At 70.0% G+C, this 17,654-nt stretch carries 15 protein-coding genes; 8 read left to right on the top strand and 7 right to left on the bottom strand.

Annotated elements, in window-relative coordinates; translation table 11 throughout:
* Window positions 1–120: 120 nt before the first annotated feature.
* Window positions 121–486, bottom strand: a complete 366-nt coding sequence (locus H6844_02285) for a hypothetical protein (protein ID MCB9928236.1) — start codon at window positions 484–486, stop codon at window positions 121–123.
* Window positions 487–624: 138 nt separating this feature from the next.
* On the opposite strand from H6844_02285, the gene H6844_02290 reads away from it, so the two are divergent.
* The 8 genes from H6844_02290 to H6844_02325 all read left to right on the top strand — a co-directional run bounded on the left by H6844_02290 (window position 625) and on the right by H6844_02325 (window position 9,315).
* Window positions 625–2,619 carry a type IIA DNA topoisomerase subunit B gene (locus tag H6844_02290; protein MCB9928237.1) on the top strand — a complete coding sequence of 665 codons (1,995 nt, stop codon included), beginning with the start codon at window positions 625–627 and terminating at the stop codon, window positions 2,617–2,619.
* 191 nt (window positions 2,620–2,810) lie between these two features.
* Window positions 2,811–3,365, top strand: coding sequence for a hypothetical protein (locus H6844_02295; GenBank protein ID MCB9928238.1), 555 nt, complete (start codon window positions 2,811–2,813; stop codon window positions 3,363–3,365).
* Window positions 3,366–3,462: 97 nt separating this feature from the next.
* Window positions 3,463–4,863, top strand: a complete 1,401-nt coding sequence (locus H6844_02300; protein ID MCB9928239.1) for a DEAD/DEAH box helicase — start codon at window positions 3,463–3,465, stop codon at window positions 4,861–4,863.
* A gap of 145 nt (window positions 4,864–5,008) precedes the next feature.
* Window positions 5,009–5,710, top strand: a complete 702-nt coding sequence (locus tag H6844_02305) for a hypothetical protein (protein ID MCB9928240.1) — start codon at window positions 5,009–5,011, stop codon at window positions 5,708–5,710.
* A gap of 212 nt (window positions 5,711–5,922) precedes the next feature.
* Window positions 5,923–6,774, top strand: a complete 852-nt coding sequence (locus H6844_02310; GenBank protein MCB9928241.1) for an SDR family NAD(P)-dependent oxidoreductase — start codon at window positions 5,923–5,925, stop codon at window positions 6,772–6,774.
* A 12-nt stretch (window positions 6,775–6,786) separates the two neighbouring features.
* Window positions 6,787–7,221: a DUF4149 domain-containing protein gene (locus H6844_02315; protein MCB9928242.1), complete on the top strand. Its 435-nt coding sequence runs from the start codon at window positions 6,787–6,789 to the stop codon at window positions 7,219–7,221.
* A 57-nt stretch (window positions 7,222–7,278) separates the two neighbouring features.
* The gene (locus H6844_02320; GenBank protein ID MCB9928243.1) at window positions 7,279–7,887 is read left to right on the top strand and encodes an SCO family protein; all 609 of its coding nucleotides are present in this window, start codon (window positions 7,279–7,281) and stop codon (window positions 7,885–7,887) included.
* Window positions 7,888–7,959: 72 nt separating this feature from the next.
* On the top strand, window positions 7,960–9,315 hold the full coding sequence (locus H6844_02325) for an FAD-binding oxidoreductase (GenBank protein ID MCB9928244.1): 1,356 nt from the start codon (window positions 7,960–7,962) through the stop codon (window positions 9,313–9,315).
* A gap of 263 nt (window positions 9,316–9,578) precedes the next feature.
* Here H6844_02325 and H6844_02330 read toward each other — a convergent pair whose 3' ends face one another.
* The 6 genes from H6844_02330 to ggt all read right to left on the bottom strand — a co-directional run bounded on the left by H6844_02330 (window position 9,579) and on the right by ggt (window position 17,559).
* Entirely contained in the window at window positions 9,579–10,382 is an 804-nt protein-coding gene (locus tag H6844_02330; GenBank protein MCB9928245.1) for a methyltransferase domain-containing protein, read from the bottom strand.
* Complete coding sequence (locus H6844_02335) at window positions 10,379–11,806, bottom strand: HAMP domain-containing histidine kinase (GenBank protein ID MCB9928246.1); 1,428 nt, start codon at window positions 11,804–11,806, stop codon at window positions 10,379–10,381. The genes H6844_02330 and H6844_02335 overlap by 4 nt, the downstream gene beginning before the upstream one ends.
* Window positions 11,807–11,844: 38 nt before the next feature.
* Window positions 11,845–13,479 (bottom strand): xanthine dehydrogenase family protein molybdopterin-binding subunit, encoded by a 1,635-nt coding sequence (locus H6844_02340; GenBank protein MCB9928247.1) that lies wholly within the window; start codon window positions 13,477–13,479, stop codon window positions 11,845–11,847.
* A gap of 497 nt (window positions 13,480–13,976) precedes the next feature.
* Window positions 13,977–14,456 carry a (2Fe-2S)-binding protein gene (locus tag H6844_02345; GenBank protein ID MCB9928248.1) on the bottom strand — a complete coding sequence of 160 codons (480 nt, stop codon included), beginning with the start codon at window positions 14,454–14,456 and terminating at the stop codon, window positions 13,977–13,979.
* A 91-nt stretch (window positions 14,457–14,547) separates the two neighbouring features.
* Window positions 14,548–15,813, bottom strand: coding sequence for an amino acid permease (locus H6844_02350; GenBank protein ID MCB9928249.1), 1,266 nt, complete (start codon window positions 15,811–15,813; stop codon window positions 14,548–14,550).
* Window positions 15,814–15,954: 141 nt separating this feature from the next.
* Window positions 15,955–17,559, bottom strand: coding sequence for a gamma-glutamyltransferase (ggt, locus tag H6844_02355; protein MCB9928250.1), 1,605 nt, complete (start codon window positions 17,557–17,559; stop codon window positions 15,955–15,957).
* Between the last annotated feature and the right edge of the window lie 95 nt (window positions 17,560–17,654).

A 17,654-nucleotide genomic window follows, 5' to 3' on the forward strand; every position in this document is an offset into this window, starting at 1 on the left:
CGCTTGTCTTATGACTCCGCCGCTGCATCTGCGATGATGTAGCGCCCGGGTGGGGTGGCCACCCGGACAATTCCAGCTTCCCCGGACGCGCACAGCGCGATCCGGGGTCTTCCGCGGCGGTTACCGCCCCGGCAGCGCCACTGTCCGCGTCGGTCCGCCGAGGCCATGCACCTTGTCATGCCCCCGCACGACCACCTCGCGCACGCCGGGCGGGATCGCGACGCCGTCGAGCGACCGGGTGAAGGGCTGCTCGGTCACGTGCGGGTGGTAGAGCACGCGCTCGCCATAGACCGTCTTGCCGTCGGCCGACACCACGTCCCAGCGGTCGGCATAGTGGTCCCAGCCCTGGTCGGCGTGGCGGAGCGTTACCGCGAATGAAAACCGGCCGCCGCCCTCGGGCTCGACGGCGATGGCGACCACCGTCACCTCGCCCGCCTGCGCGGCCTCCGGCCAGGGGGCCGGCAGGGCCAGCAGGGCGGCAACCATCCACAGCGCGCCGATCGTCCGCATTGTCGCGTCTCCGAATCGCTCTAATTTCGCTAGTGATCCACTAGTCCGTCTGCGGCCGCGCCGGTCCAATCACAACCGCGCGAGCCGCCGCCGCAACCGGAACGACAGACCTCCATGGCCGATCTCTTCGCATCCTCCGCCGCCAGTGCCTCCGACTATTCCGCCGCCGATATCGAGGTGCTGGAAGGGCTGGAGCCGGTGCGCCGGCGGCCCGGCATGTATATCGGCGGCACCGACGAGGCCGGCCTGCACCATCTGGCCACCGAAATCCTCGACAACGCCATGGACGAGGCGGTGGCCGGCCATGCCAGCGTCATCGACATGGAGTTGATGGCCGACGGCTCGCTGGCGGTCCGCGACAACGGCCGCGGCATCCCGGTCGATCCGCACCCGAAATTCCCGGACAAATCCGCGCTGGAGGTGATCCTCACCACGCTGCATTCCGGCGGCAAGTTCAAGGAGACGGGCGGCGCCTACGCCACCTCCGGCGGCCTGCACGGCGTCGGCATCTCGGTCGTCAACGCGCTGGCGGAATGGCTGGTGGTGGAGGTGGCGCGCGAGCGCACGCTCTACCGCCAGACCTATCGGCAGGGCGCCCCGGACGCGCCGCTGGCGCCGGTCGGCCCGGTCGCCAACCGCCGCGGCACCCTGGTCCAGTTCAGGCCGGACGCGGAGATTTTCGGCGCCCGCGCCAAATTCCAGCCGGCGCGCCTGTTCCGCATGGCCCGGTCCAAGGCCTATCTCTATCGCGGCGTCAAGATCCGCTGGAAGTGCGCCGCCGAACTGCTGCCGCCGGAAAGCCCGATCCCGGCCGAGGCCGAGCTGCAATTCCCGAACGGCCTCGCCGACTTCCTGGGATTGCTGCTGGAGGAGCGGGCGACGGTGCTGCCGGTCTATGCCGGCGACCTCACCTTTCCCGGCCCCGGCGCGGGGCGCTGCGAGTGGGCGATTGCCTGGTGCGACGACCATGGCGACCCGCACGGCCATTCCTATTGCAACACCATCCCGACGCCCTCCGGCGGCAGCCACGAGGCCGGCTTCCGCAACGCCCTGCTGCGCGCCATCAAGGCGTTCGGCGAACTGTCCGGCGTGCGCAAGGCCGGCCAGATCACCGGCGAGGATTTGATGGGTTCGGCCGCGTTCGCGCTGTCGGTGTTCATCCCGAACCCGCAATTCCAGGGCCAAACCAAGGAACGGCTCGACAGCCCGGAAACCCAGCGCCTGCTGGAGGCCAATCTGCGCGACCGGTTCGACCACTGGCTCTCCGCCGATCCCAAGGCCGCCGCCCAGTTGCTCACCCATCTGGTCGAGCGGGCGGAGGAGCGGCTGCGGCGCCGGGCGGAGAAGGACCTGCAACGCAAGACCGCCACCAACCGCCGCCTGCGCCTGCCGGGCAAGCTCACCGACTGCACCGAGACCGGACCGGAGGGCACCGAGGTGTTCCTGGTGGAGGGCGACAGCGCCGGCGGCTCCGCCAAGCAGGCGCGCAACCGCAAGACCCAGGCGGTGTTGCCGCTGCGCGGCAAGATCCTGAACGTCGCCAGCGCCACGGTGGAGAAGCTGCGCGCCAACCAGGAACTCTCCGACCTGGTGCAGGCGCTCGGCTGCGGCATGGGCAAGCAGTTCGACGTCGACCGACTGCGCTATGAGCGGGTGGTGATCATGACCGATGCCGATGTGGACGGCGCCCACATCGCCAGCCTGCTGATGACGTTCTTCTTCCGCGAAATGCCGGGCCTGATCGCCCGCGGCCACCTGTTCCTGGCGCTGCCGCCGCTCTATCGCCTGGCCGCCGGCGGCACCACCATCTACGCCCGCGACGACGCCGACCGCGAGCGCCACCTCGCCACCACCTTCAAGGGCCGCAAGTCCGTGGAAATCAGCCGCTTCAAGGGCTTGGGCGAAATGCCGCCGGCCCAACTGCGCGAGACCACCATGGACCCGGCGACCCGCACGCTGCTGCGCGTCGATATCGGCCTCTCGGACCAGGGCACGGGCACGGCGCGGGAGGCGGGCGACCTGGTCGACCGGCTGATGGGGCGCAAGCCGGAACTGCGGCTCGCCTTCATCCAGCAGAACGCGCAATTCGTGGAAAGCCTGGACATTTAGTCCCGGAATCTGGCGCCGTCCGCTTCGGGTGTCGTCCGTTTTGAGCCTCGTCCGGAGTGCCCCGCTACCATCACGCTGCCGCCGTCGCCCGGCATCTTGCCATTGTGCCGCCGGCTACCCAATTCGGTTGTAGCTGGGTGCCCTGGGTTGCCCATTTGCAGCGGCCCGCCCGGTTCCGGGAGTCCTTACCGATGCGTTACGTTCTGACGGCTCTGCTGGCGGTTGTGTTGAGCGCGTGCGCAAGCGACGGCGCGCAGGTCAGCTTCAGCGATTACACCGGCTATTCCAGCAGCATCGCCCAATACGGCGCCCGCAACGGCACCATGGCCCTGGCGGTGTTCGGCAACCCCACCCGGGCCGACCAGGCCACGCTCGACGCCGCCGTCGCCGATGGCCTGCGCGGCACGCATGTGGACCGCGACACCGTGTTCGTGCCGGCCGAGCCGCCGCCAATGGCCGGCTATCGCACCGTCGTTGCCTTTGGCGGCGCGACGCAACAGCAGATCTGCCGCCCGGACTTCCGCCCCGCCGCGGCTCCCAAGGCGGCCACCGCCGACCGGCTCGCCGCGGCTTATTGCCTGGACGATCAGGAACTCTCGTATGTGAGCGCCCGCCACGGCGCGCTGAGCGGGCCGAACGATCCGGCCCTGCACCGGTTGCTGAACACGATGGGCCACGAATTGTTTCCGCTGGAAAACCCGAATATGCGAGACGGTTGCGCGCCGTGGACGGGGGGATGCGATTGAACAGTTGACTTCGCGACTGTTCGCTGATAGCCGCTCCCCTTGGAAAAGCGTGTGACGACACACGCCTCATCAAACCACGATTGCGCGTCAAGCTTATATGACTTTTGAAGCCTTGGGACTGAGCGAAGAAGTCCTGCGCGCCGTCAAAGATGCCGGCTACAGCGAGCCCACACCGATCCAGCGCGACGCCATTCCGGTTGTCCTCATGGGTCGCGACGTGTTGGGTTGTGCGCAAACCGGCACCGGCAAGACGGCGTCGTTCACCCTGCCGATGATCGACATTCTGGCCCAGGGCCAGGCGAAGGCGCGCATGCCGCGCTCGCTGATCCTGGAGCCGACTCGGGAACTGGCGGCCCAGGTGGCCGACAACTTCACCAAGTACACGGCCTACCAGAATCTCAGCTTTGCCCTGCTGATCGGCGGCGAGCGCATGGGCGACCAGCAACGGGCGCTGGAACGCGGCGTCGACGTGCTGATCGCGACGCCGGGCCGGCTGCTCGACCTGTTCGAGCGCGGCAACATCCTGCTGTCCGACTGCAAGGTGCTGGTCATCGACGAGGCCGACCGCATGCTCGACATGGGGTTCATCCCCGATATCGAGCGCATTGTCAGCCTGCTGCCGCGCATGCGCCAGACGCTGTTCTTCTCGGCCACCATGCCGCCGCCGATCCGCAAGCTGGCGGACCAGTTCCTGATCAACCCGAAGGAAATCACCGTCGCCCCGCCGGCCTCGCCGGCCGCGACCGTGGCCCAGCACAAGGTGCTGGTGGCCGAGCGCGATAAGCGCGCGGCGCTGCGCCAGTTGATCCGGCAGGAAGACGTCGCCAACGCCATCATCTTCTGCAACCGCAAGCGCGACGTGGACATCCTGGTCAAGTCGCTGGTGCGGCACGGCTTCGATGCCGCCGGCCTGCACGGTGATATGGCCCAGCCGGCGCGCATGGCCACGCTCGACAAGTTCCGCGACGGCGACGTGCGGCTGCTGGTGGCCTCGGACGTGGCCGCGCGCGGCCTGGACATTCCGCGGGTCGGCCATGTGTTCAATTTCGACGTGCCCGTGAACGCGGAGGACTATGTCCACCGCATCGGCCGCACCGGCCGGGCCGGCCGCTCCGGTCGCTCCTTCACCCTGGTCTCGCCCCACGACTCCAAGCTGCTGGCGGCGGTGGAAACCTTGTTGAAGAAAGAGATCGAGGTCATCGAACTGGCCGATTTCGCGCCGGCCGATCCCGGCGAGGCCGAGGAGCGCCCGCGCCGCGGCGGGCGCAGTTCTGCCGGCGCCAAGTCCCGCCCGTCCCCGAGCCGCAGTGCCCGCCCCGCCCGTGGCGGCGAGGGTGCCGCGCGCCGCAGCGACCGCCCGGCGCCGGTTAACGGCCGAGGCGAGGACCGTGCGTCGTCACGGCCCCGCCGCGACCGGGAGCGCGACGACGACGCGCCGCTGGGCTTTGGCGACAACGAGGTGCCGGCGTTTTTCCTGCAGCCGTCCATCGCCCCCTGAGTGCCGCCCGGCGCCCGCGCAGGCGCGCGCCGGGGCGATGTCCGACCATGGGGGCCGGGAAGCCGGTCGACCTTTGCCATTGCCTGTCCGTGCGGTCTTTTGGTATGCACCTATAATGGTACCGCATACAGGAGAGACAAATCGTATGGTGAAAGCGGGTTTGATGGCAGCGGCCATCGTCGTGGGCATGGGGGCGTCTGCCAATGCCGCGATTATCAAGAGTTACGACTTCGACAACGGCCTGGGCGATACGCTCGGCAACGGCAATGCGCTGACCGCGTCGGGCGGCACCGTGGCCGGCGGCCGCTATGAATTCGGACTGAACCAGGGGCTGCGCCTGACCGATGCCCTGCCCAGCACGACCGATTACGCCATGGAGATCAAGTTTCAGGTGAACGACAGCCTGGGCGGTTACAACAAGGTGATCGATTTCCAGGATCTGTCTTCCGATCTGGGCCTCTATGTGTTGAACGGGGCCGTCGACTTCTATACTGCGGGTCCGGCGGCGGGCACGGTGGCTCTCGATCAGGATTTCACCTTGGGATTGGCACGCGCCAGCGGGACGATTTCGGTCTATCTGAACGGAACGTCGCTGTTTTCGGTTGCCGATGGGGGGCAAGCGGTGTCCGGTGGCAATATCCTGAACTTTTTCGAGGATGATGTGGCCACCAGCCAGAGCGAAGCGTTTGCTGGCTCGGTTGATTTCATCCGGATCCACGACGATGCCTCGACCTTCGGTCAGGCGCCGCCGAATGTTTCGGTGCCGCTGCCCGGCGTGCTGCCGCAACTGGCTGCCGGGGCCGGTCTGCTGGGGGTGATCGGCTGGCGCCGCCGCAAGGCCGGCTGAGGCCGAGGGCGGCCGTAACCGATCTCCCAAGACGATCCGCTCGCGGTTCCGCCCGGCGATCGGCCGGCCCCGCGAGGGGCGACAGAGTTCCGGCCCCGCGAGGGGCGACAGAGTAGACGTCGCAGGTGGCGTTGCGTCGGTCGCCAAAGCGAACGGACTGGGCTAGTCTTCGCCCTGTCCGTTTTCGCACGCTTCCGATGGAGGATTCGCCCATGGGCAAACTTGCAGGCCGTACCGCGGTCGTGACCGGCGCCAGCCGTGGCATCGGCCAGGCCATTGCCGAACTGTTTGCCGCCGAAGGCGCCCGCGTCGTCTGTTCCGCCCGCACCCTGAACGAGGGCGACCACAAGATGCTGGAGGGCTCGTTGAACGGCACGGTGGAGAATATCCGCCGCGCGGGCGGCGAGGCGACGGCCATCACCTGTGACGTCTCGGTCGAGGAAAGCTGCGAGGAACTGGTCGCCAAGGCGCGCGAGGCCTATGGCCCCGTCACCGTGCTGGTGAACAACGCCGCCCTCAACTACTACATCCCGACCGAGGATTATCCCACCAACCGGTGGCTGCGCTGCTTCATGATCAACGTGCATGCGCCCTTCATCCTCTCCAAGCTGGTGCTGCCGGACATGAAGGCGGCGGGCGAGGGGGCCATCGTCAACATTTCCAGCGGCTCCGCCATCGGCCCGGGTCGCGGCCCCTATGCCGACCACACCGCCCGCGGCGGCGTCATGTACGGCGCGACCAAGGCGGCGCTGGAGCGCTTCACCCAGGGGCTGGGCCAGGAAGTGGCGCAGTATGGCGGCATCAGCGTCACCGCGCTTTCGCCGAGCCAGGTGGTGCCCACCCCCGGCACGGTCTATTTCAAGCTGGTCGACAGCATGGACGACCCCAAGGGCGAGCATCCCGACTTCATGGCCAAGGCCGCGCTGCTGCTGGCGAGCGAGCCGGCGGCGACGATCAACGGCCGGGTCTGCTACAGCCAGGAAATCCTGGGCGAGTTCGGCTGGATCGACAACCCGAAGGGCCGTGGCGTCACCACCCCCGGCTCCGGCTATTCGCAGATCTGAGGCCCGGCCCCCGTGGACCCCGTTCTGCAATCGGTTCTGCTCTCCGTCGCCAATGTCGCCGCCGGCGCGCTGTTCGGCGGCATGCTGTTCCTCACCGCGTTCTTTGCGCCGCAGGCCTTCAAACGCCTGCCGGACGGCGTGGCCGACCGTTTCGTGCGCGAGCTGTTCCCGTCCTACTACCTGATCGCGCTGGCGCTGGCGGGGATCGCCGCCGTCGCCTGCGCGCCGGTGCGCACGGCCGAGGCCATTGTCATGGCGCTGGTGGCGGCGGGGTTCCTGTTCGCGCGCTATTACCTGATGCCGAAAACGCTCATCGCCCATGACGAGCGCGCCCGCGGCACCCCCGGCGCGGCCGAGGCCTTTGCCGACCTGCACAAGCGCAGCGCGTTCCTGAACATGGTGCAGTTCGTCGCCACCCTGGTGGTGCTGGTGCGCCTGGTGGACTGAGCCTCCGGCGCAGCGGGGAAACCGGTCCCCGCGCCCCCGAAACAAGGTGTTTTTTCCATGTCTGGCCAATCCCTGCCCTGGAATCGTATCGCCCTGGTGCTGGCCATCGTGCTGGCCATGCTGGTTGCGCTGCTGCTCGGCTACGCCTATGTGCGCACCGACGGCGGCTCCTTCTCCGACAGCGGCAAGGCGCTGATCGGCGGCCCGTTCGAACTGGTCGACCAGGACGGCCGGACCCGCACCGACAAGGACTTTCTCGGCCAGAATCTGCTGATTTATTTCGGCTACACCTTCTGCCCGGACGTGTGTCCGACCGAACTTTCCAAGATCGCGGCGGCGATGGACCTGCTGCCGGAAGACGCCAACGTCACCCCCATCTTCATCACCATCGATCCGGAACGCGACACCCCGGCCCAGATGAAGGCCTATGTCAGCGCCTTCCATCCGCGCATGGTCGGCCTGACCGGCACGCCGGAGCAGGTGGCCGCCGCCGCCAAGGCCTATCGCGTCTATTTCGCCAAGAACACCAGCGGCGGAACGACCGAATACACGATGGACCACACGTCCATCATCTACTTCATGGACACCAAGGGGGAGTTCGTCACCCACTTCACGTCCGATGCGACGCCGGAAGCCATCGCGAAACGGGTGCGCGAGGCGCTGTAGGCGGGCATGATCGGGGCCAGCCCCAATCCAAGAGGACCCGATCCAAGAGGACAAGACCAGGAGCGCCCGCCCATGACTTCGATGATCACCGAAGCCCGCCCCGTGCGGTTCTCCGGCCCGCCGCCGGAGGCGGTCGACGTGGTGGTGATCGGCGCGGGCGTCGCCGGCACCGCCACCGCCTATTTCCTGGCCGAGGCCGGCGTGCGGGTGCTGCTGTGCGAGAAGGGCCGCGTCGCCGGCGAGCAATCGTCGCGCAACTGGGGCTGGGTGCGCCAGCAGGGCCGCGACTGGGCCGAACTGCCGATCATGATGGAGAGCAACCGCATCTGGCGCGGGCTGGCGGAACGCACCGGCGAGGCCGACCTCGTCTTCACCGAAAGCGGCTGCCTGCGCCTGACCGACGACCCCAAGGTCGCCGCCGGCTATGAGGCGTGGCGTGAGCTTTCGGTGCAGCATCAACTCGAAACCCGGCTGCTGTCGGCCGACGAGGTCGCCCGCGCCTATCCGGCCATCGCGCCGCCCGCGGGCAAGCGCTGGCTCGCCGGCATGCTGACGCCGTCGGACGGCCGCGCCGAGCCCTTCGTCGCCATCCCGGCCCTGGCCCGCGCGGCCGAGCGCGCCGGTGCGGCGGTGATCGAGCAATGCGCCGTGCGCACGCTGGAGCGGTCCGGCGGCCGCATCGCCGGCGTCGTCACCGAGCTGGGTCCGGTGCGGGCCGAGCGGGTCGTGCTGGCCGGCGGCGCCTGGAGCACCCATTTCGCGCACAATGAGGGCCTGGCCCTGCCGCAACTGGCGGTGCGCTCCACCGTGGCGCGGACGGAGCCGGCGCCGGAGGTCTATGGCCCCAACCTGTCGACGCCCGGCCTGACGCTCCGCCGCCGTGCCGACGGCGGCTACACCATCACCAGCGGCGACCTGGCCGAGCATTTTGTCGGCCCCAATTCGGTGCGCTGGTTCTTCAAGTATCAGCCTCTGTTGAAGAAATCCGCCCGCGACGTGAAGCTGATCCCGGCGGCCCCCCGCGGCTATCCCGGCGCCTGGGGCACGCCGCGGCGCTGGCAGGGCACGGAGGTGACGCCGTTCGAGCGCGCTCGCGTCCTCAACCCCGACCCCTCGCCCGTGGTGGTGCGCCGCATCGGGGAGCGGCTGGCCGGCCGTTTCCCGGACCTGGCCGGCACCCGGCTGGCGGAGGCCTGGGCCGGCATGATCGACGTGACGCCGGACGCGGTGCCCTATATCGCCGAGGATCATCGCCTGCCGGGCCTGTTCGTCGCCACCGGGCTGAGCGGCCACGGTTTCGGCATCGGCCCCGGCGTCGGCCGCGTGCTGGCCGATCTGGTGCAGGGCCGGCCCTCCGGCCACGATCTCACCCGCTTCCGCACCGCCCGCTTTTTCGACGGCAGCGCCATCGCGCCGGGGCCGTACTGAGGCGGAGGCGCCGGCGCGTCGCGACCGGTGTCTCCCGGCCGCCGCGGGGCGGTGCGCCGGGACCGGCCTCATCCTTCGAACACCGCCCGTCCGTGTTCGCACGCCGCGAACGGCCCCGGATCGGCGCCACCGTCCGGAACGCTCCGCACCGTCCGGGGAACAGCCGTCGGTGCGTTTCTCCGAGCGGAGCCTGAGCCCACGCGACCGGCTTGTCAGCGCAGGACGGACGCAAGCGGGCGGTGAGGTGGGACCGCCAGCGCGGCCTACGCCTTGCCGACCACCAGGAACAGGCGGTGGAAGGGGAACAGCGTCTCGCCGCCGGCGCGCTTGGGATAGGCGGTGCGCAGCGCCGCGCCATAGGCGGCCAGGAAGCGGTCGGCCTCCTCCGGGCCGAGGGCGGTCAGCACCGGGCGCAGCGCCGAGCCCTTGACCCATTCCAGCACCGGGTCGTCGCCCTGCAACACCTGGAGATAGCGCACCTCCCAGATGTCGAGGAACGCCGCCTGCGGCTTCAGCAGGTCGTAATACCAGTCCGCGTCCTCGACCCATTTGCGGGCGACGGATTTCCGCAGTTCCGGCGTGCCGAAGTCTTCCAGCGTCTCGCGCAGCAGCATGTGGCTGGTCTGGCCAAAGGAAAGCGGCATCTGCACCGCCATCACGCCGCCGGGCGCGAGCTGGTCCATCATGCGCGGAAACACGCTTGGATGGCCGTCGACCCACTGGAACATGGCGTTGGAATAGAGCAGGTCGGCCTTGGGTTCGGCCTCCCACGTGGCCACGTCGGCCTCCAGCCACTCGACCCGGCTGGCGCCCGCGGCCTCCGCCTTTTTCAGCATCTCGGCCGAGCTGTCGAGGCCGACCACGCGCGCCTCCGGCCAGCGCTCGGACATGATCCGCGCGATCTCGCCGGCGCCGCAGCCCAGGTCATAGACCTGCCGCGGTTCGCGGCCGCCGAGCGCCAGCATCGCCCGCTCGAACAGTTCCAGCGCCGGGCGCAGCCGGTGGTCGCCGAACTTGTGATACTGGCCGGGGTCCCAGACCGCGTGACCGCGCGGGCTCGTGTTCATGCCGAAAATCTCCGTGGTTCGTTGCGCCAGCCCGCCTTGGGCAGTTCGACGATAAAGCGTGTACCGCGGGTGCCGGTCGCCGCCAAGCGCAAGCTGCCGCCATGGGCGGCCACCAGGTCGCGGGCGATGGCGAGGCCGAGGCCGGTGCCGCCGGCCCGGACCGAGCCCTTGAACGGCTGGAACAGGTGGTCCCGCGCCTGCGCCGGCAGGCCGGGGCCGTTGTCGGCGATGCTGACGGCCCAGGTGGCGCCGTTGTCGCGGGCGCTCAAATGCACTTCCGTCGCCCCCGCCTCGAAGGCGTTGCGCGCGATGTTCTCGAACACGCGCAGCAATTGCGGGCGGTCGCCGCGGACGACCACGGTGTCGCCGACCTCGTTGCGCCAGTGCCACGGCGCCGTCGGCGCCAGGGTTTCGGCCAGCGCCAGCACGGTGTCGCCGGCTTCCTCTAGCACGTCGCGCAGATGGGCCGCCTCCAGCGCCAGGCTCGGCCGGCGGGCCTGGCTGAACACCACCACCTGGCTGCACAACTGCACCGCCCGGTCGATGGCCTGCAACAGGCCCGGCGCGGCCTTGCGCACCCGCGGGTCGTGGCTTTCCGCCAGGCTGTCCGACACCACTTGCGCCGAGGCCAGGATGTTGCGCAGGTCGTGGTTGATCTTCACCACCGCCTCGCCCAGCGCGGCCAGATGCCGGCGCTGGGTCAGCGCCTGGCGCACCGTCGCCTGCATATCCGCCAGCACCCGCGTTGCCACGCCGATCTCGTCGCGCCGGCGCGAGACGGCCGGCTCGACGGTTTCGTCCTCCGGCGCTGCGCGGAAGCGCACCATGGAGCGGGTCAGCTCGCCGATCGGGCGCACGATCATCCATTGCAGCGCCAGATAGACCAGGGCCGCGGTGATGGCCGAGATGACCAGCGAGAGTTGCAGGATCCGGTAGGAGTAATGGACCAGGGCCGAGCGCATCGGCGTCTCGTCCATGATCACCTCGACCCGGACCGACGGATCGAGCGGCGAGGGGCCGATCACCCGCAACACCCGGTTTTCCCGATGCGCCAGGGTCATGAACGCCTCGCCGATCAGGCCGAAAAAGGTGGCCGAGTCGAGGATGAAAAACGTGTCGGCCTTTGGCGCGGCCTTGCCGCCCAGCATGGGCAGAAAATGCTCGCCCAGGCGCGCCTCGACCGCGTGCACGCCCACATGCATCAACAGGGCGCGCTCCAGCGTCGGGCGCACCATCCGGTCGGTGGAGCCGGAAAGTGCCAGCACCGCCAGATGGGCGTTGGCGAGCCGGTCCTGCAAATAGGTCAGCCGGAACCGGGCGGCGGACGGGGCATAGATCAGCACCTCCGCCAGCATCACGAACAGCACCGTGAGCAGCAGCAGGCGGGCCGACAGCCCGGCGGTGAGTCCGCGCAAGTGGATCATGGTCCATCCCTGCCCTGAGTCGCGCCCGCTGGCAAGCCTCAGGCCAGCAAAGCCGCCAGGATGCGGTCACGGGTTAGCGGCATGTCGCAAAGTCGCCTGCCGAGCGCGTGTGCCACCGCATTGCCGATGGCCGCACAGGTCGGCCCGACCGTGCATTCGCCCATGCCGAGCGCCGGGTCCTCCGGCGAGCCGATCAGCTCGACCTCGACCGGCGGCACCTCGCTGAAGCGCAGGATCGGATAGGCGTCCCAGTCGCGGGACGCGATGCCGGTGCCGTCCAGTTGCACCGCTTCCTTCAGCGCGAAGCTCGCGGCCTGGACGATGCCGCCTTCCAGCTGGTTGCGCGCGCCGTCGGGATTGATGACCAGGCCGGCGTCGGTGGCGCTCCAGACATGGTCGAGCCGCACCGTCTCGTCGACGCTCACCGCCACCACCACGGCGGAATAGGCGGCCATGTTCTTGTAGCGCGCGAAGGCGAGGCCCAGGCCCTTGCCGCTGCCGGCGGGGCCGCGATCCGCCCAGCCGGCCATGTCCGCCGTGCGCTCCAGCACCGCCCGCGCCCGTGGATCGTCCAGCAGCGCCAGCCGGTAGGCGAGCGGATCCCGGCCGGCGCGGGCCGCCAGCTCGTCCATCATGCCTTCCATGGCGAACACGTTCACCGGCGCGCCGAGCCCGCGCAGCGCCGAGGTGCGCACCGGCCCCTCGCTCACCAGATGATGGCGGATGCGATGGGCCGGGATGCGATAGAGCGGCACGGCGTTGCGGGTGCCGCCGCCGCCGCGTTCCTCCGGCGGGTCGGTGGTCCTGACCGGCGGCGGCGGGTTCTCCAGCGCCTCGTGCGCCAGCAGATAGCCGCTGCCGGTGCCCGGCCGCTGCACGTGGCTCGGTGCCCAGATCTCCTGGGTCCAGTCGAGCGGCTGGCCGTCGCCGTCGACGGCGACGCGAACGGTGACCGACATGGCCGGGCTCACCGGCTCGTAGGCGAATTCCTCCTCGCGCCGCCATTGCAGGCGTACGGTCTCGCCCGGCAGGGCCAAAGCGACGATGGCGGCGTCGAGCGCCGCGTCGTCGGCGCCGTTATGGCCATAGCAGCCAGGGCCGTGGCGGTGGTGGCAGACCACGGTGTCCGGGTCCAGCCCCAGCACGGCGGCCACGTTCTTGCGCAGCGGGTGCATGCCCTGGCCGTGCGACCAGAGCGTCAGGGTCTCGCCGTCATGGTGCGCCAGCGCCGCCGACGGGCCCATGGAGGCGTGGGCGATATAGGGGCGGGTGTAGGTGCGCTCGACCACGGCCGCGGCGGCGGAGGTGTCGGCGGCCGCGGCGCCGATGGCGCGCAGTTCCGCCGGCCGGCCGACCAGCCAGGCGCCTTCGCCCATCTCCGGCGAGACGCTGCGGGTGCCGGACCATTGCGCGTGCGCCTCCGCATACACGGTCGCCGCTTCGGCCGCCCGCTCGCTGGCGCTGACGAAGGCGACGAAGTTGGCGCGGCGCACCACGCGCAGGTCCGGGTCGCCGCTCGCGCGCCGCACGGCGGCCTCATCCAGCGCCGTCAACCGCGCGTCGCGGCCCGGCTGGCGCAGCGTGCGGGCGTGCAGCATCCCCGCCGGCCGCAGGTCGTGCAGAAAGGCGTCGGGCGCGCCGGTGAGCTTGGCCGGCAGGTCCGCCTGGGGCACGCTCTGGCCGACCAGGCGATAGGCCGACGGCGGCTTCGGCGCGGCGCGGCCGGTGGGCGCCCAGCTGCCGTCCAGGGCCGGGCCACGTCCCAGTAATCCAGCCCGGTCGGGTGGCCTTCGCGCACGAACGCCCCTTCGACCACGCTCAGGTCGTCCGGTGCGCAGTTGAGGCGGAGCGCTGCCTGTTCGGTCAGCAGCGCCCGCACCTCGGCGCAGACCAGCCGGATCGAGGCGCCGGAGACCATCACCGACAGGCTGGACGAGGTGTAGAGTTCGTCCGGCCCGTGTTCTGTGTCGCCGGAGAGCAGGCGCACGCGGGCCAGCGGCAGGTCCAACTCCTCCGCCGCGATCTGGGCCAGCGCGGTGACGATGCCCTGGCCGATCTCCACCTTGCCGGAGGCGACGCGCACGGTCCTGTCGTCCTGGAAGGCGACCCAGCGGTCCAGGCGCGGGTTGGCGGTCAGGCTGAGCGGCAGTGTGACGGCGTCGGCCATGGCTCAGCCCTCCCCACGCAGGTGGGCGGCGGCCCGCTCAATGGCCTTCAGGATGCGCACGTGCGAGCCGCAGCGGCAGAGATGGCCGTCCAGCGCCGCCGCGATCTCCGCCCGCGAGGGCTTGGGGTTTCGCTCCAGCAGGGCCGCGGCGCTGATCAGGATGCCGGAGAGGCAATAGCCGCACTGGCCGGCCTGCTCGTCCAGAAACGCCTGTTGCAGCGGGTGCAGGCCGCCGTCCGGGCCGGCCAGCCCCTCGACCGTGGTGACCTGCTTGCCCAGGACCGCGTCGAGCGCAGCGGTGCAGGCCTGCACCGGGCGGCCGTCCACCAGCACCATGCAGGCGCCGCACTGCTCCAGCCCGCAGCCGAAGCGGGTGCCGGTCAGGCCCAGCGTGTTGCGCAGAATGTCCAGCAGCGGCGTGTCCGCCGGCGTGCCGTCCGCCAGGGGCTGCGCCGCTCCGTTGATGAAAAGAGTCGTCGCCATCGGGGCCTCGTCCTATCCGTCCTGTTCGTCGCGGTGGTCGCTGCCCTTTCTTAGCGTACCTCCGCCCGGCTGCGAAGGCGGGTGCGCCGGCTCAACTGCCGCCGATGACGAAGGCCAGGCTGACGCCCGCGCCGATGACCGGCACCCAGAACGGCACCCGGAATCCCGCGGCCGGCAGGTCGAGGGCGCCGCGCTCGCGCCATTTCACCAGCACCAGCGCGATGTTGACCAGGACGAAAATGACCAGCACGACCTGGGAGGTGAGCCCCGCCAGCCGCTCGATCGGGAAGGACACCGCCAGCAGCGCCACCGCCAGCGTCACCACTGCCGTCGCCACCACCGGTGTGCCGGTGCGCGCATAGACCGAGGCCAGCACCCGGCCGGCCGCTCCGGGAATCGTGCCCTGGTCGGCCAGGCCATAGAGCACGCGCGCGGCCATGATCACCTGGATGATGATGCCGTTCACCGTGGCCACGGCGGCGACGATGGTGATGGTCAGCGGCGACAGCGGCGTCACCGCTGCGAACACCAGGCCCAGCGGCGCCGGCGAGGCCCCCAGCGCCGCCGGCGGCACCGCCAGCACGGAAATCGCCGCCACCAGGAAATACAGCCCGGTTGCCGCGACCAGCGTGATCAGGATCGCCCGCGGCATGGTGCGTTCCGGCGTGCGCACCTCTTCCGCGACATTCACCATGTCCTCGAAGCCGATAAAGGCGAAAAACGCCAGCAGCCCGGCGCCGACAATGCCGGCCCAGACGGCGCCGTCGAGCGACCAGGGCAGCACCTCCGGCAGGCGCAGCAGCAATTCCGGCGCGCCGACCAGTCCGCCGATGACGATGGCCAGCAGGCCGGCCACCTCCACCAGGGTCATGAGGCCGGCAAAGGCGACCGACTCCAGGATGCCGACGCAGGCCACCAGCCCCACGGCCACGACGATGGCGACGGTCAGCCAGACGCGGTCCACCGCCAGCAGCGGGTCCAGGAACGCGCCGATATAGCCGGCGCTGCCGATGCTGATCGTGGCCGACGACACCGTGCCCGCCAGCATGACGCCGATGCCGACCAGCAGCGCCGCCAGCTCCGAGCGGAAGCCGGCGCGCACATAGGCGGCCTCGCCGGCGCTGACCGGGAACCGGCAGACGAATTCGGCGAAGCTGGCGGCGGAGAACCCCATGACGCACGCGGCCAGCAGGAAGGCCATGGGCGCATGCACCCCGGCCCGCGCCGCGGTGGCGCCGATCAGCACATAGATGCCGGCGCCGATGGTGACGCCCAGGCCATAGAGCACCACCAGGGTCAGGCCCAGGCGGCGGTGCAGCTTGGCGGCGGGGGGGATGGGCAGGTCCGGCTGGGTCATGGCTGGGTCATGGCTGGCTCATGGCGGATTCAGGGGGCGGGTCACCGGGTCGGGAAGCCGGGCAGGGGCCGGCAGCGGGGCCAGCAAAGCCGCTGCCGGCCGCCGCGGTCATTGCGCCAGATCAACAGTGCCGTCCCGTGGCTAGACCGCCAGCGCGACGCCGTCATGGCCGGGGTCGGCGCCGCCGGCCATGGCGCCGTCCGCGCCGATGGTGATGCCGTGCACCGCGGCGATGTGGAAGGTCAGCGGCGAGCGGATCACCTCATAGCCGGCCTCGCGCAGCGGCTCGACCGTGTAGTCGGGGATGCGGTTGGTGATGTCGATGGCGTTCGAGGTCGACGAGAAGCGCGGCACGCTCACCGCCCGGTCGATCGGCATGCCGTGGTCGATCACGTTCAGCAGCGCCTGCAACACGCCCATGGCGATCTGGGTGCCGCCGGGCGCGCCGATGACGACGGTCGGCCGCTCGCCCTCGAACACGATGGTCGGGCACAGGCTGGAAAAGCGGCTCTTGCCCGGCGCGACCGAGCCGGCGCGGCCCGGCCGAGGGTCGAACACGCCCATGCAGCCATTGTACATGAAGCCCAGCCCATCGGTGATGACGCCCGACGGCATGCCGAGCGAATGGGTCATGGTCACGCAGTTGCCGTCCTTGTCGACCACGGCGACATGGGTGGTCTGGGGCGACTCCGCGGTGAGCCGCTCCACATGCGCGCGCTCGCCGGCCCGGATGCGTGCGGCGCATTCCGCGGCATAGTCCTTGCCAATCAGCCGGTCGAGCGGCACGTCGACAAAGGCGGGGTCGCCCACATGCGCCTCCTTGTCGGCGGTGGCGATCTTCATCGCCTCGCAGACGGTGCGGATATAGTCGCTTGTGTTGTGGCCCATGCCCTTCAGGTCGAACTGCTCAAGAATGTTCAGCATTTGCAGCAACATGACGCCGCCGCCGGGCGGCTGGCACGAGGCGATGCGGCGGCCGCGATAGGTGGTCTGCAACGGGTCGGACCGGCCGACCTTGTAGGCCTCCAGGTCGGCCTTGCGCATCAGGCCGCCATGGGCGCGCATGTCGGCGTCGATCTCGTCGGCGATGGCGCCGCGATAGAACGCGTCGGCGCCGTCGCGCTGGATGCGGCGCAGGGTTTCGGCCAGGTCCGGGTTTTCCACCGTCTCGCCGATGCGGCGGAGGCGCCGGCCGCCCTTGCCGTCGTCGGCGAAATAGGCGGCGCGGCCGGTGCGGGACAGGGCCAGCCGCTCCTCCACCTGCACCCGGCCGAGCGCGGCGCCGTGGGTCCACCAGTAATAGACGTGCGGCCGGACCGCGAAGCCCCGGTCGGCCTGGGCGATGGCGGGGGCGACCACGTCGGCCCAGTCCCAGGTGCCGAAGTCGCGCACCGCCTCCCAATAGGCCATCAGCGAGCCGGGCGTGGTGATGGCGCCATAGCCCAGGTCGTTCACGTTGTCTTTCAGCACGAAGCCGAAGCCGTCGCGCGTTTCCTCGATCAGCAGGTTGTGCCACATGTCCGGCGTGGCGCTGAGCGGCGTCTTGCCGTGGAAGTCCAGGCAGGTGTGCACACCCTTGCCCGGCATGTAGATCTGGCAGTTGCCGAAGCCGGCAATGCCGCACATTTGCGGGTCGACCACGCCCTGCACCAGAGCGGCCGCCATGGCGGCATCGATGGCATTGCCGCCGGCCATGAGCACGCGGGCGCCGGCCTCCGAGGCTTCGGGCTGGGCGGAGACGATCATGGCTTCGGGCATGGCGGCGGTTCCTCAGGCAAAAAAACAGCCCCGGACGCTGAGTCCGGGGCTGGTATCAGAGCCTGTCGGTCGGCCGGGATCAA

Source organism: Alphaproteobacteria bacterium (assembly GCA_020638555.1).
In the GTDB taxonomy this organism is placed as follows: Bacteria; Pseudomonadota; Alphaproteobacteria; order Bin95; family Bin95; genus JACKII01.